General features: G+C 63.7%; 18 protein-coding genes. 11 read left to right on the forward strand and 7 right to left on the reverse strand.

Annotation, left to right across the window (positions count from 1 at the left end; genetic code table 11):
• The first annotated feature begins 8 nt into the window (after positions 1 to 8).
• The 3 genes from ADBZ9O_RS17285 (at position 9) to ADBZ9O_RS17295 (ending at position 2,912) form a co-directional block, all read left to right on the forward strand.
• The gene (locus ADBZ9O_RS17285) at positions 9 to 650 is read left to right on the forward strand and encodes a TetR/AcrR family transcriptional regulator (protein ID WP_526523922.1); all 642 of its coding nucleotides are present in this window, start codon (positions 9 to 11) and stop codon (positions 648 to 650) included.
• 67 nt (positions 651 to 717) lie between these two features.
• Positions 718 to 1,752, forward strand: a complete 1,035-nt coding sequence (locus ADBZ9O_RS17290) for a zinc-binding dehydrogenase (protein WP_526523924.1) — start codon at positions 718 to 720, stop codon at positions 1,750 to 1,752.
• On the forward strand, positions 1,749 to 2,912 hold the full coding sequence (locus ADBZ9O_RS17295) for a sulfotransferase (RefSeq protein ID WP_526523926.1): 1,164 nt from the start codon (positions 1,749 to 1,751) through the stop codon (positions 2,910 to 2,912). The genes ADBZ9O_RS17290 and ADBZ9O_RS17295 overlap by 4 nt, the downstream gene beginning before the upstream one ends.
• 1 nt (position 2,913) lies before the next feature.
• Here the strand turns inward: ADBZ9O_RS17295 and ADBZ9O_RS17300 are convergent, their stop codons facing one another.
• The 7 genes from ADBZ9O_RS17300 to chvE are packed head-to-tail and all read right to left on the reverse strand — an operon-like array spanning position 2,914 to position 10,176.
• A complete protein-coding gene (locus ADBZ9O_RS17300; protein WP_526523928.1) occupies positions 2,914 to 3,849 on the reverse strand; it encodes an aldose 1-epimerase family protein in 936 nt (311 codons plus the stop codon).
• 4 nt (positions 3,850 to 3,853) lie between these two features.
• Complete coding sequence (locus ADBZ9O_RS17305) at positions 3,854 to 4,957, reverse strand: galactokinase (protein WP_526523930.1); 1,104 nt, start codon at positions 4,955 to 4,957, stop codon at positions 3,854 to 3,856.
• A complete protein-coding gene (galT, locus tag ADBZ9O_RS17310; RefSeq protein ID WP_526523932.1) occupies positions 4,954 to 6,045 on the reverse strand; it encodes a galactose-1-phosphate uridylyltransferase in 1,092 nt (363 codons plus the stop codon). The genes ADBZ9O_RS17305 and galT overlap by 4 nt, the downstream gene beginning before the upstream one ends.
• A gap of 7 nt (positions 6,046 to 6,052) precedes the next feature.
• Entirely contained in the window at positions 6,053 to 6,292 is a 240-nt protein-coding gene (locus tag ADBZ9O_RS17315; RefSeq protein ID WP_526523934.1) for a hypothetical protein, read from the reverse strand.
• Positions 6,293 to 6,296: 4 nt separating this feature from the next.
• Positions 6,297 to 7,529, reverse strand: a complete 1,233-nt coding sequence (mmsB, locus tag ADBZ9O_RS17320) for a multiple monosaccharide ABC transporter permease (protein ID WP_526523935.1) — start codon at positions 7,527 to 7,529, stop codon at positions 6,297 to 6,299.
• Positions 7,526 to 9,037, reverse strand: a complete 1,512-nt coding sequence (mmsA, locus tag ADBZ9O_RS17325; RefSeq protein WP_526533242.1) for a multiple monosaccharide ABC transporter ATP-binding protein — start codon at positions 9,035 to 9,037, stop codon at positions 7,526 to 7,528. Before mmsA ends, mmsB begins: the two co-directional genes overlap by 4 nt.
• Before the next feature lie 29 nt (positions 9,038 to 9,066).
• Positions 9,067 to 10,176, reverse strand: coding sequence for a multiple monosaccharide ABC transporter substrate-binding protein (gene chvE, locus ADBZ9O_RS17330; protein ID WP_526523937.1), 1,110 nt, complete (start codon positions 10,174 to 10,176; stop codon positions 9,067 to 9,069).
• Between the two features lie 287 nt (positions 10,177 to 10,463).
• Between chvE and ADBZ9O_RS17335 the strand changes: the two genes are divergently transcribed.
• Genes ADBZ9O_RS17335 through araA form a run of 8 tightly spaced genes read left to right on the forward strand, consistent with a single transcriptional unit; the run spans position 10,464 to position 20,014 of the window.
• Positions 10,464 to 11,450, forward strand: coding sequence for an ABC transporter substrate-binding protein (locus ADBZ9O_RS17335; RefSeq protein WP_526523939.1), 987 nt, complete (start codon positions 10,464 to 10,466; stop codon positions 11,448 to 11,450).
• On the forward strand, positions 11,450 to 13,009 hold the full coding sequence (locus tag ADBZ9O_RS17340; RefSeq protein ID WP_526523941.1) for a sugar ABC transporter ATP-binding protein: 1,560 nt from the start codon (positions 11,450 to 11,452) through the stop codon (positions 13,007 to 13,009). The genes ADBZ9O_RS17335 and ADBZ9O_RS17340 overlap by 1 nt, the downstream gene beginning before the upstream one ends.
• A complete protein-coding gene (locus ADBZ9O_RS17345) occupies positions 13,006 to 14,109 on the forward strand; it encodes an ABC transporter permease (protein ID WP_526523943.1) in 1,104 nt (367 codons plus the stop codon). The genes ADBZ9O_RS17340 and ADBZ9O_RS17345 overlap by 4 nt, the downstream gene beginning before the upstream one ends.
• The gene (locus ADBZ9O_RS17350) at positions 14,106 to 15,107 is read left to right on the forward strand and encodes an ABC transporter permease (protein ID WP_526523945.1); all 1,002 of its coding nucleotides are present in this window, start codon (positions 14,106 to 14,108) and stop codon (positions 15,105 to 15,107) included. Before ADBZ9O_RS17345 ends, ADBZ9O_RS17350 begins: the two co-directional genes overlap by 4 nt.
• Positions 15,104 to 16,132, forward strand: coding sequence for a LacI family DNA-binding transcriptional regulator (locus ADBZ9O_RS17355; protein WP_526523947.1), 1,029 nt, complete (start codon positions 15,104 to 15,106; stop codon positions 16,130 to 16,132). The genes ADBZ9O_RS17350 and ADBZ9O_RS17355 overlap by 4 nt, the downstream gene beginning before the upstream one ends.
• The gene (gene araB / locus ADBZ9O_RS17360) at positions 16,129 to 17,796 is read left to right on the forward strand and encodes a ribulokinase (RefSeq protein WP_526523949.1); all 1,668 of its coding nucleotides are present in this window, start codon (positions 16,129 to 16,131) and stop codon (positions 17,794 to 17,796) included. The genes ADBZ9O_RS17355 and araB overlap by 4 nt, the downstream gene beginning before the upstream one ends.
• Positions 17,793 to 18,506 carry a class II aldolase/adducin family protein gene (locus ADBZ9O_RS17365; protein WP_526523951.1) on the forward strand — a complete coding sequence of 238 codons (714 nt, stop codon included), beginning with the start codon at positions 17,793 to 17,795 and terminating at the stop codon, positions 18,504 to 18,506. The genes araB and ADBZ9O_RS17365 overlap by 4 nt, the downstream gene beginning before the upstream one ends.
• A complete protein-coding gene (gene araA / locus ADBZ9O_RS17370; RefSeq protein WP_526523953.1) occupies positions 18,503 to 20,014 on the forward strand; it encodes an L-arabinose isomerase in 1,512 nt (503 codons plus the stop codon). Before ADBZ9O_RS17365 ends, araA begins: the two co-directional genes overlap by 4 nt.
• Positions 20,015 to 20,025 lie beyond the last annotated feature (11 nt).

The following is a 20,025-nucleotide window of genomic DNA, read 5'->3' on the forward strand; positions in this document are numbered from 1 at the left end:
TTGGACGGGTGCCACCGGATGCGTCGAAGACCAGAGCTGCGTTGCTTGACACCGCGGCTCGGGCTTTCGCACGCGACGGCGTTTTCAACGCGTCCCTGATTGACATCACCCGCCAGGCCGGCCAGCGTAATCGCGCAGCACTGCGCTACCACTTCGGATCGCGCGACGGCATCCTCTGCGCCATCATCGACCGCCACGCGTCGTTCCTGGCCCGCCGAGAAGGTGAACTCCTCGGGATCGCGTTGCGCGACTCCGTCGATGACCTCGAACCTGTTATCGAAGCGCTCGTCCGCCCCGCCGCCGAGCTGGCCGAGAATGACTGGCGAGGGCGTTGTTGCCTTCTGGTGATCGCTGAACTGACCCGGGAAGACAGCGAGCAGTACAGCCCGGAACTGCAGCAGGTGCTGGCGCGGACCGGAGGAAACGACGTCTTCGCGACTCTCATCGACCGCACCCCATTTCTCACCGATGCCCTTCGTACCGAACGATTCTCACTGATGGTGATGTTCATCTTGCGGGCCATCGCCGACCGGGCCAGGGTGCTGGAACGCCGAGGTCGTCCCGGCCGCGCGCAATTCGAGCACGAGCCGTTCGTGACCAATCTTGTGACGATGGCGGCGGCCGCCATGGGAGCCCCGACACACCGTTGACATAAGCACCCCTGCTTATTACTGTCGACCTGCGCGCATCGGTGCGCGCATCGGCAGGAGGTCGGTCTTGAAGGCTGTTCGAGTCACGCGGCACAGCGATCCAGCGGAAGCGCTTGAAATTCAAGATATTCCGACTCCCGAGGCGGGCCCCGGCGAGGTGCGGATCGCCGTCTCTGCGGCGTCGCTCAACTTCGGCGACATCGCCCGATGTCGCGGCACGGTGGCCAGTGTGATGGGCCAGATCCCCTTCACCCTGGGCATGGATGTCTGCGGTGTCATCGACCAGGTCGGCGAAGGGGCGCACGAGTGGCTCGGGCGTCGGGTCGTGGCGATGACAAAGCAATCGTTGGGCGGGCTGGCCGAGCGCGCGATCGCACCGCTGACGGGTACCTTCGAGGCGCCACCTACCCTCGATGACGCTGCCGCTGCGGCCTTTCTGCTGCCGTTTCACATCGGATACCTCGCACTTCACCGACGTGCGAAACTCATCCCTGGTGAGACCCTGCTGGTCGTGGGCGGAGCCAGCGCCGTCGGAACGGCGGTCATTCAACTCGGCGTCGCAGCGGGCGCCAAGGTCATCGCCTTGGCCGGAGGTGCCGAAAAAGTCCGTCTCTGTGAGGAACTGGGGGCGACCGCGATCGACTACACCGGTGCGGACATCTTCGACGAGGTGAACGCGCACACCGACGGACGAGGCGCCGATGTCGCCGTAGACCTCGTCGGTGGTGAGCAGACCGAGACGATCTGGACGTGCATGGCACGCGAAGGACGCTATCTGCCAGTCGGTTTCAACGACGATCCCCAGTCAGGTCTGACGGGCCGACCACTGCGCAAGGTCTCGATGGGAAATTTCTCGGTTCTCGGCGTGATCCTGGGCTACGGCGAACTTCCCGTCGAATTCCGCAGATTCGGCCTCAACATGTTTCCCGCGGAGGTCGGTCCCGAGGTCCACACCGCGCTGGTTGACCTAGTGGCCGCCGACAAGATCCGCCCGGTGATCGGCCGGCGTATCACGATGGACGAGGTCGCCGGCGCGCTGGAGGACCACGAGCAGCGTCGAACGCAGGGGCGAACCGTCGTGACCGTGGGGGCGGGTCGATGACCGGGCTGGCTGTCGACGAGGTGATGTCCGCTGCGGTCCAACAGGCAGGAAGCGACGACTTCGGCCCCGACGATTTCCTCGAAGGCCTCACTGTCCTGTGCGCATCGGCCAACGACGAGGCACAGCTCAGTGAGCTCGGTCAGTTCGCGTTGCAACAGAACATGATCGGTGGCCTGGTGAATCGTCTGCGGGTCCACGATTGGATTCGCCAGCATCCCGCTGTCGTGGCGGAGCGCATCGAGGCTCCGATCGTCGTCATCGGCATGTTCCGGGCAGGTACGACGTTCCTGAGTCAACTGCTCGACCAGGACCTCGGTAACCGTGCACTGTTGCGGTGGGAAGCGGGGGACAGTGTTCCACCGCCGTCATCGCAGACTTACCGCAGCGGCCCACGCGTCGATGCTGCGACCGTGGCCATCGATATGCTCGAATCGCTCAACCCGCGGATGAAGATCGTCCACCACGAGGACGCGAATGGCCCCACCGAGTGCATCACCTTGCTTGGCCAGGATTTCAAGAGCCTCACCTGGGAGGCGATGGCTAACGTGCCGTCCTACAGCGACTGGCTGACCAAAGCCGACTACCGCTCGGCGTACGCCTATCACCGCACGGTGCTCCAGGTTCTCCAGAGTGGTGGCCGCCGTGGCGAATGGACGTTGAAAAGTCCCAATCATGCGTTGGCGTTGGACGCCTTGACCGCCGAGTATCCGGATGCGCACCTGATTTTGCTGCATCGCGACCCGACGGTGCTGTGCGCGTCAGCGTGCAGCCTGATCTCCACGCTGACGGGTACCTTCAGCGACGCTGATCATGGCGCCTACATCGCCGGACGCTGGACCCAGATGCTGGCCGAATCCGTCGACCGGGTTGAAGCGTTCCGGCGCGCTCACCCCGACCACAACATCATTGATGTGCGCTACGCCGACCTGGTCAGCAACCCGTTGCGCACCGTGGAGACCATCTACTGCGCCTGCGATCGCGAACTCGACGATGAGGCACGCGATGCCGTCGCGGCATGCATCGAGGCTAATCCCAAGGGTCAATTCGGGACTCACGGATACCGACTGGAGGATTTCGGGCTGCGGGCCGGCGATCTGCGTGAGCGATTCTCGGCTTACGTCGAACGATATGACATTCCGGTCGAAGAAAGCACCGCGTGATCTATCGGCCACGGTCGTCGTAGCGGATGGCCCACGACGCTGACAAGGTGTCGCCGGGCGCCAGCCAGTGCAGGCCGACGCCACTGTTGAGTGCGTCGGCTGGTGCGGTCATCGGTTCGAGTGCGACGGCGGTCACGACGCTGTCGTTGCGCGGGAAGATGCGCGTGATGAAGACGTGGATGTAGCTGAAAGTGTGATCGGCCCATAGTGATACGGTCCGACCGTCGGGAGCACGTAGGGTGTGGATGCTGCCGCCGTCTGCGGTGCGGGTCAGCCCGGACCACGCTTCGTCGAGCTCAAGATCGGCGATCACACGTCCAGAGCGTAGATCCCATGGTGTTCCGTCCACCGCGGTGACACCGCTGGGTATGAGCCGGTCGTCGACGTCGATATGGTGGCGGCCATTGACCGTCAGCGTCAGGGTTTCGGTGGGCACGTCACCGATCGACAGGAACGGGTGTGCTCCGATAGCCACTGGGGCGCAGTCCGATCCGATATTGCGCACCGTGTGCGTCGTCACCAGCCCGTCGGCCACCAGCCGGTAGGTGACGGCGGTGTCGAGATCGAAGGGATAGCCGCGCTGGTGGGAGATCGGTGCGCGCAGGGTGATCGAGGAGGCCGAGTGCTCAACACGCGCATACGGCGTATCCCGCAGCAGTCCGTGTAGTGCGCTGTGATGACTGTGGTCGGTGATATCGAGGTCGAGGGTGCGTCCGTGGTGAACCCACCGGCCATCGCGCACCCGGTTGGGCCACGGCACCAGTACGGTGCCGCAGCTGAATGGCGGCGGGTAGCGATCGTCGAAACCGGTGGTGAGCTCGACATCCCCGATGGAAAGCTGTCGCAGTGCGGCACCCACCTGGGTGATCACCCCGCGCACCCAGCGCCCGTCGGCGCGCAGGGCAAGCTCATATTGCGCCCCAAGAACACCACTCACGCGGTTAACCGCCAGCGCCGTGGCCGGCACGGGTGTGGGTGATGGTTGGCTCGCGGTAACCTGCGATTGCCACCGACGCGCGGACGGCTTCGGCGAACGCGGCTACCCGGACGGTAGGCACCAGGGCGATCACACACCCGCCGAAACCGCCGCCAGTCATCCGCGCCCCCAATGCACCCGCCCGCACCGCGGTATCGGCGATCAGATCAATGTGGGTGGTGGTGATCTCGAAGTCGTCGCGCATCGAGGCCTGTGAGGCATTCAGGAGTCGGCCGACTTCGGCGAAATCCGACGCAGTCAGCGCCTCGACAGTATCGAGAACACGTTGGTTCTCGGTGATGATGTGTCGGGCGCGGCGAGCGTCATCAGGTTGGTGGACAGCCCCTAACACCTGCGGTCCCTGACCCTGTACCTCGCGCAGCGAAGACACGCCGAGTGCGGCGGCGGCCCGCTCACATGACGCACGCCGGGCGGCGTACTCGCCGCCGGCATGCTGGTGTGCTGCATGTGAATTGATCAGCAGGAGTGCGAAGCCACCGGCGTCGGGGTCGAACGGTACCGAACGGACGGTGAGATCACGGAAGTCGATCAACTGCGCCCGCGCACGTTCGGCGAACAGAATCGACAGTTGATCCAGCAGGCCGGTTGGCGCACCGACGTACTCGTTCTCCGCACTCTGCGCGATCCGCGCCTGCTCGACCCGGTCCATCGTCTGATCGGTGGCGGTAAGTATGGCGCCCAGCGTCGCGCACTCCAACGCTGCCGACGATGCCAGGCCCGAGCCTGTCTCGACACCGCCGCTGATGGCCATGGTGCCTCCGGGAACGCGGTAACCCGCGCGCTGCAGCGCCCAGACCACACCGGCGACGTACGCCGCCCAGCCGGTGACCTCGCCACGAACCGTGTCCAGCGGCAGGCGAACCGGTGTCGACTCCCGGTCGCTGCGCACCACGAGCGAGGCACTGTCGGTGATCTGGTAGGACACCTCGGTGTTCTCGGGTAGCGCGATGGGCAATGCGTAGCCGAGGTTGTAGTCGGTGTGTTCGCCGATGAGGTTGATCCGACCCGGGGCGCGGTATGCGACGGTCTGACCGGTGGCGGCCATCATGCCAGTCCCCGTAACTGGGTGGCGACGGCCTCAGGTGTGGTGTCGTTGATGAACGCCCCCATCGCGGATTCCGAACTGGCCAGATACTTCAGCTTGGTGGCGCTGCGCCGTATCGAGATCAGTTCGACGTGAAAGTACCCCTCGCGTTGCCTGTCATCGTCGGTGTATTGATGCAGCGCCGACATGTACGGCAGCGGCGTCGCGTACATCTTGTCGAACCTACGCACGATATCGAGATAGATCTGCGCGAAGTCGTCGAGTTCGGTGTCGTCGAGCTCGGTCAGGTTGTGCACGAACCTGTTCGGATAGATGTGCACCTCTACCGGCCACCTCGAGGCGAAGGGCACAAAGGCGGTAAAGGCGTCGTTCTGCGCGACGATCCGGGCACCGTGATCGACCTCGTCAGCGAGGATGCTGGCAAAAAGATTGGTGCCGTAGCGCATTCGATGTGCGTGCGCTTCCCGCAGCATCGCCGTCGTGCGCGGGGTCAGGTACGGGTAGCCGTAGATCTGCCCGTGCGGGTGGGTCAGGGTCACACCGATCTCCTCACCCCGGTTCTCAAAGCAAAACACCTGCTCGATATCTTCTCGGGCCATCAGCTCGGCAGTGCGGTGCCCCCACGCGTCCACCACCAGGCGTGCGTGCGCCTCGTCGAGGTCGGCGAAGCAGCCGGTGTGGTCGCTGGAGAACGCAATGACCTCACAACGGCCCTGCCCGGGGGCGGACACGAAACCGTCGCTCGGGTCGGAATACGCTGAGCTTTCGCCGTTGTCGACCAGGCTGGGGAAGCGGTTCTCGAACACCACCACGTCGTATTCGGGTGCCGGTACCTCGCTGGACAACCCGGCTGGGTCCGGGCACAACGGACATTGTGCGGACGTCGGCTTGTAGGTGCGGTCCTGGCGCAGCGCGGCGATGATCACCCACTCGCCGGTCTGGCGGTCAAAGCGCAGCTGTGTTTGATCATCAGCACGGGCTGGCAACGGTCGACGGTCCACGCTCGGCGCAGGAACATGTCCCGGCAATGAGAAGAAGAGCAGTTCACGTGCGTCGGCCAACGACCACCGTAATGGTGTGGGCCCCATCATCGTCCCGTCATCGGCGGATCCGGGCGTCAGCGGCGGCTGGCCGCTGGCTGGGGGTCTGCACCCGCAGCCAGGGTTGTCGAAATTCTTGATCGCGACGGGCGTTTTCTTCTCTGATGATGAGGTCGACCCGATCAGCAAGCTGGCTCAGCGTCAGACCGAACTCCGCGAGAACCTCGTCGCTTGGCGGGCCCCCGTAGGGCGTCCAGCTGCGGACGTACTCGAGGATCTCGCGGTCGAACCGATCCATCGCGTCAGGACCCCCCCTTCTTCTTGTTGTAGACGTCGAAGCCGACCGCGGCCAGCAGCACCAGCCCCTTGATCACCTGCTGGACGTCGCTGCCGATGCCGATCAGCGACATCCCGTTGTTCAGCACACCCAGAACGAAGCCACCGATGATGGCGCCGAACACCGTTCCGACGCCGCCGTTGGCGGAGGCTCCACCGATGAACGCGGCGGCGATCGCCTCCAACTCCATTCCGATACCCGCTTGTGGGGTCGCCGAATTGAGTCGCGCCGCGAACAGCAGGCCGGCCAACGCCGAGAGCAGGCCCATGTTGACGAACACCAAGAAGGTGACGCGCTTGGTTTTCACTCCGGAGAGCCGCGCGGCGGCCACGTTGCCTCCTACCGCGTACACCTGCCGGCCGAAGACCGTGCTGCGCATGACAAACGCGTAGAGAACGAAGGCGACGGCAAGAATGATCCCGACCACGGGGACGCCCCGGTAGCTGGCGAGCAGAAGAGTGAAAGCGGCTAATGCCGCGACGATCGCCGCGCATTTGAGGATGAACCAGCCGGCCGGCAAGACGTCAAAATCGTACCGCTTCTGCGTGTTTCGCTGACGCACCTGCTGCCAAACCGCAGCGGCCATCACGATCAACCCGAGGATGACCGTTGGCCAGTGGTAAAGACTGTTACCGCCTACCTCGGGCAGGAATCCGCTGCTGACCTGGCTGAAGCTACGGGGAAAGGGGGCGATGGACTGCCCTTCCAGCAGATACTGTGTCGCGCCGCGGAAGACCAACATGCCGGCGAGGGTCACGATGAAGGACGGAATGCCGACATAGGCGATCCAGAATCCCTGCCATGCGCCGATCAACGCACCCAGCAACAGGCACAGTGCCACCGCGACCGGCCACGGCATATCGTGGCGGATCATCAAGACGGCTGACATGGCGCCGACGAACCCGGCAATGGAGCCCACTGACAGATCGATATGCCCGGAGATGATCACGATCACCATCCCGATCGCCAAGATCAGGATGTAACCGTTCTGTTGAACGATATTGGTGACGTTGAGGGGTTTGAGCAGAATCCCACTCGTCCAGATCTGGAACAGGATGACGATTAGCGCCAGGGCCACCACCATGCCGTACTGCCGAAAGTTGCCTCGCAGCAGGGTCTTCAGCCGGTCGACTGCGCCCTCTGGTGGTGGGGGAGCGGGCGCGGGCGAAGCCGCGTCCACCGCTGGACTGATGGTCATGTGGCCGGTCCCTTCATCATGTAGTGCATCAACGTCTCCTGGGCGGCGTCCGCACGGGCCACCTCACCGGTGAGTCGGCCCTCGTTGAGGGTGTAGATGCGGTCGCATAGACCGATCAGCTCGGGAAGCTCCGACGATATGACGATCACAGACTTCCCCGCAGCGGCAAGCGAATTGATAATTGTGTAAATCTCATACTTGGCGCCCACGTCAATACCGCGGGTCGGCTCGTCGAGGATCAGCACATCGGGATCGGCAAAGATCCACTTGCTGAGCACCACCTTCTGCTGGTTGCCCCCCGACAGATTGCCCGTCGTGGCCTTCACCGACGGTGCCTTGATCTGCATATCCTTGCGGAACCGCTCGGCGACGATGGTCTCTTCATGCTCGTTGATGATCGTTGCCTTGCTGACCTTCGGCAGCGACGCCAGCGTCACGCTTCGCGCGATATCGTCCATCAGGTTGAGCCCGTAGTGTTTGCGGTCCTCGGTGGCGTAGGCGATACCGTGCCCGATTGCCTCAGACACGGTCCGGGTCCGAATCTCTTTGCCGTCTTTGAAGACCGCGCCGCCACCCTTCTTGCCGTAGCTGCGTCCGAAGACGCTCATCGCGAGTTCGGTGCGGCCGGCGCCCATCAGCCCTGCGAGCCCCACGACCTCACCGCGTCGCACGCTGATGGACACCCCGTCGACGACCTTGCGCTGCTGATCGAGCGGATGGAACACGGTCCAGTCCTCGATCGCGAAGGTGACCTCGCCGATGGGATGGTCCGATCGTGGGGGAAAGCGGTCGACCATATCGCGCCCCACCATGCCGCGGATGATGTGTTCCTCGGTCAGTCCTGGCTCGATCACCTTGGTTTCGATGGTCTGCCCGTCGCGCAGGATCGTGATGGTGTCGGCGACCCGCATCACCTCATTGAGCTTGTGGGAGATGATGATACAAGTCAGACCCTGGCCGGCGAGTTCGACGATGAGGTCGAGAAGGTGCCTGCTGTCCTCGTCGTTCAGCGCCGCTGTCGGCTCATCGAGAATCAGCAGTTTCACCTTCTTCGACAGCGCCTTGGCGATCTCGACGAGCTGCTGCTTGCCGACTCCGATATCGGAGATCCGGGTCTGGGGACTCTCACGCAGGCCGACCCGGTCGAGCAATTGCTGCGCGTGGGTCGTGGTTTCGTGCCAGCTGATGATCCCTGCCGACGCGTGCTCATTGCCGAGAAAGATGTTCTCGGCAATGGACAACACGGGCACCAGTGCGAGTTCCTGATGGATGATGCCGATACCGCGGCGCTCGCTGGAGCGGATGTCCTTGAATTCGACAGCCTCCCCGTCGAACACGATGTCGCCTTGGTAACTGCCGTGCGGATAGATACCGCTGAGCACCTTCATCAGCGTCGACTTACCGGCGCCGTTCTCACCGCAGATGGCATGGATCTCGCCACGGCGCACCGTGAGGTTGACGTCCTTGAGTGCCGTGACGTTGCCGAATCGCTTCGTGATGTCGCGCATCTCGAGCAACGAGCCGGCCGCCGTTTCGGTCACGCGAGCTGTGCCGCGGTGTAGTACCCGGAGTCGACCAGAACCTTCTGGTAGTTGGTCTTGTCGACGCTGACGGGATTGAGGAGGAATGCCGGAACCACCTTCACCCCGTTGTCGTACGTGGTGGTGTCGTTGACCTCGGGCTTACCGCCGGTGAGAAGTGAATCGGCCATCTGCACAGCAGCTTTGGCCAGTTCGCGGGTGTCCTTGAACACGGTCTGGGTCTGCTCGCCCGCGATGATCGACTTCACCGATGCCAGTTCCGCATCTTGGCCGGTAACGATCGGGAGCGGGTTGGCCGGTGTTCCGTAGCCGGCGCTCTTCAATGCCGAGATGATCCCCAGGGACATACCGTCGTAGGGGGAGAGCACCGCGTCCACCCGACCGCTGGTGTAGGCCTTGCTCAGCAGGTTGTCCATCCGCGACTGCGCGAGTCCGCCGTCCCAGCGCAGCGTCGCCACCTGATCGAACGAGGTCTGACCGCTCTTGACGACGAGTTTGCCGCTGTCGATATAGGGCTGCAGGACGCTCATGGCGCCGTTGAAGAAGAACGTTGCGTTGTTGTCGTCGGGCGATCCGGCGAAGAGCTCGATATTGAAGGGGCCCTTGCCTTCTGCGAGACCGAGGTGGTCGGTGATGTACGTCGCCTGCAACACACCGACTTTGAAGTTGTCGAAGGTTGCGTAGTAGTCGACATTGGCGGTGCCGCGGATCAGTCGGTCGTAGCTGACGACGGGGATCTTCGCGTCCGCCGCGCGCTGCAGAATATCGGTCAGCGATGAGCTGTCGATCGGGGCGATCACCAACGCTTTGACGCCCTTGGTGATCATGTTCTCGATCTGAGACACCTGGTTCTGAACGACGTCGTCGCCGTACTGCAGGTCGGTCTGGTACCCGAGCTTTTGGAACTGCTCGGCCATGTTGTTTCCGTCGGCGACCCAGCGTTCGGACGACTTGGTGGGCATCGCGATACCGACTGTGCCGGTGCGTTCACCGCCACCACCACCGCCGCTGGTGGCCTCCGTGGTTGTCGATCGGCCACAACCAGCGCTGGCCAGTGCGGCCACCACGGCAAGGGAGCCGACGACACGAGCAAAGCTCTTACGCATGAAATCCTCCGGACGAAGTTCTGCCATGAACGCGGACGCAAGCGAGGCGATCCACGGGGATATGTGAGCGCTAACATTCTCGAGTTTGTGACGCGGCTCACGGCTTTGTCAAGTGCCAACGTCAAGCAATGTGAACGCTAACAACGCGTTGACAACCGCAGAATGTGAGCGTTAACATCCGAGCTGTGTAATGCCGGTCACATTCAACGACCATCCTTGGGCGACCAGCCGATATTCCCGTGATCGGGGGGCTGACCTCGGCAAACAGCGACACTGGAGGAGTTATCGTGAAGAAAATTCGTGCAGCGGCTGCGGCCTTGGCGTCGGTGGCCCTGTTGGCCGGCTGCGGGAGTGGACCGGCACCGGGCGGCGGCTCGGACTCGGGCGGCAAGGATGGCCAGATCACCATGGGCTTCTCGCAGGTCGGCGCCGAGAGTGGATGGCGGACGGCGAACACGAAATCCATTCAGGAAGCGGCCAAGGCGGCGGGTATCGACCTGAAGTTCTCCGACGCCAACGGCGAGCAGGAGAATCAGATCTCAGCGATCCGTTCGTTCGTGCAACAGCGCGTTGACGTGATCGCATTCAGTCCGGTCGTGCGGACCGGCTGGGACGCGGTGCTCCTTGAGGCGAAGAACGCCGGCATCCCGGTCATTCTCACCGACCGCGCGGTGGACACCCAGGAGACCGACGTCTACAAGACCTTCCTCGGTGCGGACTTCGTCCAAGAGGGCCAGCGCGCAGGCGACTGGGTGGCCCAGCAGTACGCATCAGCTACCGGGCCGGTCAATATCGTCCAGCTGGAGGGCACGACCGGTGCCGACCCGGCTATCGATCGCAGTTCTGGCTTCGCCAAGGCGATCTCCGTGAATCCGAACCTGAAGGTCATCGCTTCGCAGAGCGGCGACTTCACCCGCTCCGGCGGCAAACAGGTGATGGAGGCCTTCCTGAAGGCAAACCCGAAGATCGACTTGGTGTTCTCGCAGAATGACGATATGGGCCTGGGTGCCATGGAAGCCATTGAAGCTGCTGGCCTGAAACCGGGACAGGACATCAAGATCGTCGCCGTCGATGCGACTCACGACGGTATGCAGGCGCTGGCCGACGGCAAGTTCAACTACATCGTCGAGTGCAACCCGCTGCTCGGGCCGCAACTGATGGACCTGGCCAAGAAGGTCGTCGCCGGTGATCCGGTCCCGGCCCGCGTGGTCACGCCGGACGAGGCTTTCGACCAGCAGCAGGCTGCCGCCGCGTTGCCGGACCGCAAGTACTGATGACAGCGTCGATCGTGGAACCGCCGCGGGAACCCACCGCGAAAACTGTTGCGGCACCGGTAGTTCAGTTGCAGGATGTCAGCGTCGAGTTTCCGGGTGTGAAGGCGCTCGACGGCGTCGACTTCCGGCTGCTGCCGGGCGAGATCCACGCACTGATGGGCGAGAACGGTGCCGGGAAGTCGACGTTGATCAAGGCGCTCACCGGTGTCTACGACATTGCGTCGGGCAGTATCACGATCGACGGCACTGATCGGCGGTTCACCAGCCCGCGTCAGGCACAGGACGCGGGCATCAGCACGGTCTACCAAGAGGTCAACCTCTGCCCGAATCTGACGGTGGCAGAGAACATTCTGCTCGGCCGTGAGCCGCGTCGGTTCGGGCGGATCGACTACCGTGCGATGAACCGCCGCGCCCAGGAGCTACTCGGCGAGCTCGATCTGACTATCGATCCCAGCTCGACGTTGGGTGCCCACCCGATCGCCCTGCAGCAGTTGGTCGCCATCGCCCGGGCGACAGCGGTCTCGGCACGCGTGCTGATACTCGATGAGCCGACATCGAGTCTGGACGCGGACGAGGTTGCCGAACTGTTCCGGGTGATGCGCCGACTACGCGACGGTGGCGTGGCCATTCTGTTCGTTTCGCACTTTCTTGACCAGGTCTATGACATCTCCGACCGAATGACAGTGCTGCGCAACGGACGGCTGGTCGGGGAGTATCCGACAGCTGAACTGGACAAGGTGGCGTTGGTCGCAGCAATGCTCGGACATGAGCTCGACCTCTTGGAGGACATCGGGGAAACCGTCGCGGCCAGTGGCAGCTCCGATACCGAAGAGGTCGTGCTCAGTGCCCAGCAGATTGGTCGCGCACCGGGTGTGTTTCCGCTGGACCTCGATATCCGCCGCGGGAACGTGATCGGCCTGGCCGGGCTGTTGGGCTCGGGCCGAACGGAGTTGGCCCGGCTACTCTTTGGGGCCGACCGTGCGACCAGCGGCCGGATGTTGATCAACGGCAAGGCTGTCACGCTCCGTTCGCCGCGCGCCGCGATCGCCAAGGGTTTCGCCTTCTCCTCGGAGGACCGCAAGGGCGAAGGCATCATCGGCGAGCTCTCGGTCCGCGACAACCTGGTGTTGGCGCTGCAGGCTCGCCGCGGGTTCGCCCGCCCGCTGGCCAAGAAGACCAAGGACGATCTGGTGACCCGCTATCTTGAGGCCCTCGACATCCGGCCCCGGGATCCCGGCGCGCTGGTCAAAAATCTCAGCGGCGGCAATCAGCAGAAGGTCCTGCTGGCGCGATGGCTGATCACATCGCCGCAGCTGTTCATCCTCGACGAGCCCACCAGGGGTATCGACGTGGGGGCAAAAGCGCAGATTCAGAAACTCGTCACCGACCTGGCGGCGGACGGGATGGCGGTGGTGTTCATCTCCGCAGAGCTTGAGGAGGTCGCGCGGATCAGTGACCACATCGTGGTGCTGCGGGACGGGAAGTGCATCGAACAGGTCGGTACGGGGTGCACCGTACCGGCACTGACTGCGCTGATCGCCGGGGGGAGCGCGCCATGAGGAACAAACTGCTGGCCTCCCCGCTGCTGTGGCCCGCGCTGGCGCTGATCGCCCTATTGCTCGTCAATCTTGTTCTGACACCGAGCTTTCTGAGCATCAGGATGCAGGATGGCCACCTCTTCGGCAGCCTGATCGATATCCTGCGCAACGGCGCGCCCACCATGCTGATCGCCCTCGGCATGACGTTGGTGATTGCCTCCCGCGGTATCGATCTGTCGGTGGGATCAGTGGTCGCCATCAGCGGCGCCCTGGCCTGTGCCCACATCGCAGCATCTGCCGATCCAGCAGGCACCGGCACCGTCCTGACAGCCATGGGGATCGCCCTTGGCGTCGCCGTTGCGCTGGGGCTGTGGAACGGAATGCTGGTCTCGGTGTTCGGCGTGCAGCCGATCATCGCGACGCTGGTGCTGATGACAGCCGGTCGCGGTATCGCACTGCTGATCACCGACGGCCAAATCGTGACGGTGACCAGCGCACCATTTAAGATCCTCGGCGCCGGCTACGCGTTCGGGTTACCGGTGGCGATCCTGGTCAGCCTCACGGTTTTCGCCCTGGTGGGCCTGCTGACCCGGCGCACCGCGCTGGGCATGCTGCTCGAATCGGTCGGTATCAACCCGGAGGCGAGCAGGTTGGCCGGCGTCCGTCACCGCTCCATAGTGTTTGCGGTGTATGTCTTCTGCGCACTGTGCGCCGGTGTTGCCGGCCTGATGATCGCCTCGAATATCTCCGCGGCCGACGCCAACAACGCCGGGCTGTGGATCGAGATGGATGCGATCCTGGCTGTGGTGATCGGTGGCACCTCGCTTCTGGGTGGGCGGTTCAGCCTGACCGGAACCATCCTCGGCGCTTTGATCATCCAAACCCTGACCACCACCGTCTACACCGCCGGTATCACCCCGGAGACGACCCTGGTGTTCAAGGCGCTGGTGGTGATCGCGGTCTGCCTGTTGCAGGCACCCAAGTTCCGGGCACTGGTGTCTCGGCGCCGGTCGCGGCGTACTCCAACGGGCACGGGCGCGGCACCGGCGATGCTGAATTCTGCTGGCCTACCGTCGGTTCCGATCACCGAGTCCTTAGCGACGAAAGTGAGCAGCCTGTGAGCATCCAAGCCGCAACCCGACCGCGCACCGTCAGCACTGAGCTGCTTCGGCGCGCCCGCGGTCGCTATCTGTCACCGCTGGCCTCGCTGGTGTTGTTCATCGTGATGTTCGTCGGCGTCGTCGCTCGCTACGATTTCGCCAGCCCCACCCAGGTCTTTCTCAATCTGCTGGTCGACAACGCCTACCTGATCGTGCTGGCGGTCGGCATGACCTTCGTCATCATCACCGGCGGTATCGATCTCAGTGTTGGTGCGGTGGTCGCACTGTCCACGGTGATCCTGGCCACCACCCTGCGGGCAGGTTGGCCGATGCCGGTGGCCGTCGGCGTCGTGCTGGCGATCGGACCATTGCTAGGGCTGCTGATGGGTTTGGTCATCGAGTACTTCGACGTCCAGCCGTTCATCGTCACCCTCGCTGGAATGTTCCTGGCCCGTGGGATGTGCTACGTGCTCAGTGTCGACTCCTTGCCCATCAAGGATCCCACTCTGCGCGCATTCGGGCTCAACTATGTCTATCTCTACGAGGACAAGTTCATTCGCTGGACCGTGGTGGTCGCGATCGTTGTCGCGGTGGTTGCCGCATATGTTCTGCACCTGACCCGATTTGGCCGGACCGTGTACGCCGTCGGAGGTAACCGGCAGTCAGCACAGTTGATGGGGCTGGGCGCCGCACGGGCGCGGGTATCGGTGTATGCGATCAGCGGGCTCTGCGCAGCACTGGCCGGTCTCCTGCTCGCCGTGCAGAAACTGTCCGGTTACAGCCTCAACGGCATCGGGCTGGAACTCGATGCCATCGCGGCTGCAGTCATCGGCGGCGTACTGCTCTCTGGCGGTGTGGGTTTCGTGCTCGGATCGGTGATCGGCGTGTTGGTGCTCGGTACCATCCAGACATTTGTCACAGCCGCCAACCTCGACTCGTACTGGACCCGCATCATGACCGGCGTTCTGCTACTGGTCTTCGTTCTCGTTCAGCGTGTAGTGGTGAGGAAGCCAGGATGACCGTTCAGCCCAGCCAATCCGGTACCCCGAAGCCGGTGATGGCCGATGTCGCGCGTCTGGCAGGAGTGAGCCACCAGACGGTGTCACGAGTGATCAACGGCTCCTCCAGCATTCGCCCCGCCACCAAGGCGCGGGTCGAGGAGGCGATCGCCGAACTCGGATACCGACCGAACACTGCGGCACGTGCCTTGGTGACCCGACGGTCCGGAATCATCGGGATCGTCGGCACCAACAGCGCGCTGTACGGGCCGTCGAGCATTCAGCGTTCCGTGGAAGAAGCAGCCCGCACCGCTGGTTACTTTTCCAGCATGGTGCCGCTGGCCGACGTGACCCGGGCGGCGCTCAGCGACGCCCTCGATCATCTCGGCAGACAATCGGTGGAAGCCGTCGTGATGATCGCAGCGCAGGAAGAGGCGCTGGCGGTGGCGCATTCGGCTGATGCCGGGCTGCCGCTCATCGTCGTCGAAGGTGACCTGACCGGACGTGGACTCAGTGTCGGCGTCGACCAGATTGCCGGTGCGCGCCAAGCCACCCAGCACCTGATCGATCTCGGCCACCGGGTCATCGACCATATTGCGGGGCCGCTGACGTGGACCGAGGCCAAAGGCCGGCGGATCGGCTACGAGGACGCGATGCGCGCTGCCGGCCTGGAGCCCCGGGAGTCGCTGGTGGGGGATTGGACACCGGCCTGCGGCTACGCGATCGGGTGCGAGTTGGCGCGGCGCGGCGAGGCGACGGCGGTGTTCGTGGCCAATGACCAGATGGCGATCGGCGTGCTGCATGCGCTCGCGCAGAACGGGATACGGGTTCCCGACGATGTGAGCGTCGTCGGATTCGACGATATCCCCGAAGCCGGCTATCTCAATCCCGCCCTGACGACGATCCGTCAGGACTTCAAGGCCGTCGGCCAACGCGCGATCGAACTGGTGATCGCGACGTTGGACGGCTTGCCGATCAGCGTTCCGCTGCTATCCCCAGAACTGATCATCCGCCAGAGCACGGCAACCTGCGAGGAGACCCGATGAGTGCCGAAAAGTACACGGTTGGTGTCGATTTCGGCACTCTGTCCGGACGGGCGCTGGTGGTGCGGGTCAGCGACGGACATCAGCTCGCCAGCGCCGAACATGCCTACGAGCACGGCGTCGTCACCGATACGTTGCCGGGCAGCTCCATTCGGCTGCCCTCGCAGTGGGCTCTGCAGATTCCCGAGGACTATCTGAACGTGCTGCGCACCGCGGTTCCCGAGGCGGTCGCGAAGTCCGGAGTCGACGCGGGTGACATCATCGGAATCGGTACCGACTTCACCGCCTGCACCATGGTGCCGGTGCGCAGCGATGGAACCCCGCTCGCCCAACTCGACGGTTTCGGTGATCGCCCGCACGCGTATTGCAAGCTGTGGCGCCACCATTCCCCTCAACCGCAGGCCGATCGCATCAATGCGGTTGCCGCCCAGCGGGATGAACCATGGTTGCCGCGCTACGGGGGGCTGATCTCGAGCGAGTGGGAATTCGCGAAGGGTTTGGAGATATTCGACGAGGATCCGCAGGTCTATCAGGCGATGGATCTGTTTGTCGAGGCGGCGGACTGGATCGTGTGGCAACTGTGCGGTACCTATGTCCGCAACGCGTGCAGTGCGGGGTACAAGGGTATCCGGCAGGACGGCGGCTACCCGTCGAAGGACTTCCTCGACGAGGTGCGTCAGGGATTCGCCGGCTTCGTCACCGATAAGTTGGCCGGCCCGATCGGACAGCTCGGCGACCGGGCCGGTTCGCTGAGCGCGCAGGCGGCCCAATGGACCGGCCTACCGGAAGGGATCGCCGTCGCAGTCGGCAATGTCGACGCGCATGTGACGGTGGCCGCGGCGGATGCGCTGGAGCCGGGACATCTGGTGGCGATCATGGGTACCTCGACCTGTCACGTGATGAACTCCGATGTGCTGCGGGAGGTTCCGGGCATGTGCGGCGTGGTCGACGGTGGAATCTCAGCGGGCAGCTGGGGCTACGAGGCTGGGCAATCCGGTGTCGGTGACATCTTCGGTTGGTTCGTCGAGAACTGCGTGCCTGAGAATTATCACGTCGAAGCCCGCCGGCGCGGTATTTCACTGCATGCGTACCTCACCGAACTGGCAAGCACCCAAGAGGTCGGCCAGCATGGCCTGGTGGCGTTGGACTGGCACAGCGGAAACCGATCCGTGCTGGTCGACCACGAACTCTCCGGCGTGATGATCGGACAGACACTGCAGACCACCTGTGTGGACATGTATCGAGCACTGTTGGAGGCCACGGCGTTCGGTACCCGGATGATCGTGGAGACATTCATCAACAGCGGTGTCGCAGTGGAGGAGTTGGTGGTGGCCGGGGGGCTGCTGAAAAACGAACTGCTGATGCAGATCTACGCCGACGCGGTGGGGTTGCCACTGTCCACCGTGCCGTCGACCCAGGCCCCCGCATTGGGTTCGGCGATTCACGCGGCTGTCGCCGCCGGGGCCTTCAGCGATGTCCGCGCTGCCGCCGAACACATGGGCGTCCGAACCCACCACGCGTATCTGCCCATCGCCCATAACGTCGCCGCGTATGACCGGCTGTACCGCGAGTACGTCGCGGCCTACGACTGGTTCGGCCGCGGCAACGACATGATGCGCCGGCTGCGGCGTATCGGAGCACCCGAACCAGTTGGAGCCATGCAATGACGATCACATCCGATATCGACCACGTTGTTGCGCAACTGCGCCAACAGGTATGCGATCTGCACGCTGTGCTCACCCAGTATGAGCTGGTGATCTGGACGGCGGGCAACGTCTCGGCCCGGGTTCCCGACCGCGACCTGATGGTGATCAAGCCTTCGGGAGCCGAATACGCGTCGTTGACCGCCCAAGACATGGTGGTCTGCGATCTGCACGGCAACTTGGTGGATGGGGCGCTGGCTCCGTCATCGGATACCGCCGCGCACGCCTACGTGTACCGGCACATGCCTGAGGTGGGTGGGGTGGTGCATACCCATTCCACCTACGCCACGGCATGGGCCGCCCGTGGCGAGCCGATCCCGTGCGTGCTGACGATGATCGCCGACGAGTTCGGGGGTGACGTCCCGGTGGGGCCGTTCGCGCTCATCGGTGACGACTCCATCGGTCGTGGCATCGTCGAGGTGTTGCGGGACAGTCGATCTCCAGCGGTGCTGATGCGCAACCACGGTCCGTTCACCATCGGCAAGACCGCCCGTGACGCCGTCAAGGCCGCAGTCATGGTCGAGGATGTGGCCCGGACTGTGCACATCAGCCGGCAGCTCGGCTCCCCGCCGTCTATCGACGCGGCCGACGTGACCGCCTTATTCGACCGCTACCAGAACGTGTATGGCCAGACGGGCCAGCACCCCGACATTCTTCAGGAGACTCAGCGATGATCGCGTCCCGACTCGTCACCAGCCAGGTGTGGTTGATCACCGGCAGCCAATCGATGTATGGGCCCGACATTCTGGATCAGGTCGCCGATCAGTCCCGTCAGATCGCCGAAAGACTCGACGGCAGCAGCGAAATCCCGGTCGAGGTGCGTTGGATGCCCGTGGTCACCGATGCCGACCAGATCGCTCGGGTGCTCAGTGAGGCGAACACATCCGAGGAGTGCATCGGTGTCATCGCGTGGATGCATACGTTCTCACCGGCGAAGATGTGGATTCGCGGACTCAAAACCTTACGCAAGCCCCTGCTGCATCTGCACACCCAGTTCGGTGTCGAATTGCCTTGGCACAGTATCGACATGGACTTCATGAACCTCAACCAAGCAGCGCATGGCGACCGCGAATTCGGCTATATCCAGACGCGGCTGTCCACGTCACGTAAGACGATCGCCGGGCACGTCAGCGACCCGCACACCCGCACGCGGATCGGGTCCTGGGTGCGCGCGGCGTTGGGCACCGCAGAGTTGTCGACACTCAAGGTCGCGCGGTTTGGCGACAATATGCGCGGTGTGGCGGTCACCGAGGGTGACAAGGTCGAGGCAGAGGCACATTTCGGTGCATCGATCGATGCCTACGGCGTCAATGATCTGGTCGAGGTCGTCGAACGGGTGCGCCCGGCCGATATCGACAAGTTGGTCAGGGAGTACGAGCACACCTACCGCGTCGATCCGCAACTGCTTCCTGGCGGTGACCGCCATTCGTCTTTGCGGCACGGTGCCCAGATCGAACTCGGTCTGCGGAAGTTCCTGACCGACGGTGGATTTCACGCTTTCACCACCAACTTCGAAGACCTCGGCGGCCTGCGCCAATTACCGGGCCTGGCCGTGCAGAGGCTGATGGCCGACGGGTATGGGTTTGGCGGCGAAGGCGACTGGAAGACCGCCCTGATGTTGCGCACCGTGAAGGTGATGGCCGAGGGGCTTCCCGGCGGCACCTCGTTCATGGAGGACTACACCTACGACTTGACGCCCGGTCACGAGCGGATTCTCGGTGCGCACATGCTCGAGGTCTGCCCGAGCATCGCTGCCGACACCCCGACCCTGGAGGTGCATCCACTGTCCATCGGCGACCGCGACGATCCCGTGCGGTTGCGCTTCACCGCCGCGCCCGCCGACGCCGTCATACTCGGCATCTGCGATATGGGCAGTCGATTCCGGTTGGTGGCCAACGAGGTTCGTGTGGTGGAACCGGCAGCGGAACTGCCGAATCTGCCCGTCGCATGTGCGGTGTGGGAACCGCTGCCGTCGTGGTCGACCTCGGCAGAAGCGTGGCTGATGGCCGGTGCCCCGCACCATACGGTCATGACCACGGCCGTGGGTACCGAGGTGATCGACGACTTTGCCGCCATGACCGATACCGAACTGCTCATCATCGACGAGACCACCACGGTGCGCGGTTTTCAGCACGAACTGAAATGGAACGACGTGTACCACCATGTCGCCGCCGGACTCTGATCGAGAGACGA

This window comes from Mycobacterium sp. (assembly GCF_965229105.1).
Lineage (GTDB): Bacteria > Actinomycetota > Actinomycetes > Mycobacteriales > Mycobacteriaceae > Mycobacterium.

Bases quoted from the DNA above. Each gene is read 5' to 3' on its own strand.
- mmsA (WP_526533242.1), bottom strand. From the start codon at position 9,037: ATGCGCGACATCACGAAGCGATTCGGCAACGTCACGGCACTCAAGGAC.
- ADBZ9O_RS17305 (WP_526523930.1), bottom strand. From the start codon at position 4,957: ATGATGGCCGCCACCGGTCAGACCGTCGCATACCGCGCCCCGGGTCGG.
- mmsB (WP_526523935.1), bottom strand. From the start codon at position 7,529: ATGACCATCAGTCCAGCGGTGGACGCGGCTTCGCCCGCGCCCGCTCCC.
- ADBZ9O_RS17355 (WP_526523947.1), top strand. From the start codon at position 15,104: ATGACCGTTCAGCCCAGCCAATCCGGTACCCCGAAGCCGGTGATGGCC.
- galT (WP_526523932.1), bottom strand. From the start codon at position 6,045: ATGATGGGGCCCACACCATTACGGTGGTCGTTGGCCGACGCACGTGAA.
- ADBZ9O_RS17345 (WP_526523943.1), top strand. From the start codon at position 13,006: ATGAGGAACAAACTGCTGGCCTCCCCGCTGCTGTGGCCCGCGCTGGCG.
- araA (WP_526523953.1), top strand. From the start codon at position 18,503: ATGATCGCGTCCCGACTCGTCACCAGCCAGGTGTGGTTGATCACCGGC.
- ADBZ9O_RS17295 (WP_526523926.1), top strand. From the start codon at position 1,749: ATGACCGGGCTGGCTGTCGACGAGGTGATGTCCGCTGCGGTCCAACAG.
- araB (WP_526523949.1), top strand. From the start codon at position 16,129: ATGAGTGCCGAAAAGTACACGGTTGGTGTCGATTTCGGCACTCTGTCC.
- ADBZ9O_RS17365 (WP_526523951.1), top strand. From the start codon at position 17,793: ATGACGATCACATCCGATATCGACCACGTTGTTGCGCAACTGCGCCAA.
- ADBZ9O_RS17315 (WP_526523934.1), bottom strand. From the start codon at position 6,292: ATGGATCGGTTCGACCGCGAGATCCTCGAGTACGTCCGCAGCTGGACG.
- chvE (WP_526523937.1), bottom strand. From the start codon at position 10,176: ATGCGTAAGAGCTTTGCTCGTGTCGTCGGCTCCCTTGCCGTGGTGGCC.
- ADBZ9O_RS17340 (WP_526523941.1), top strand. From the start codon at position 11,450: ATGACAGCGTCGATCGTGGAACCGCCGCGGGAACCCACCGCGAAAACT.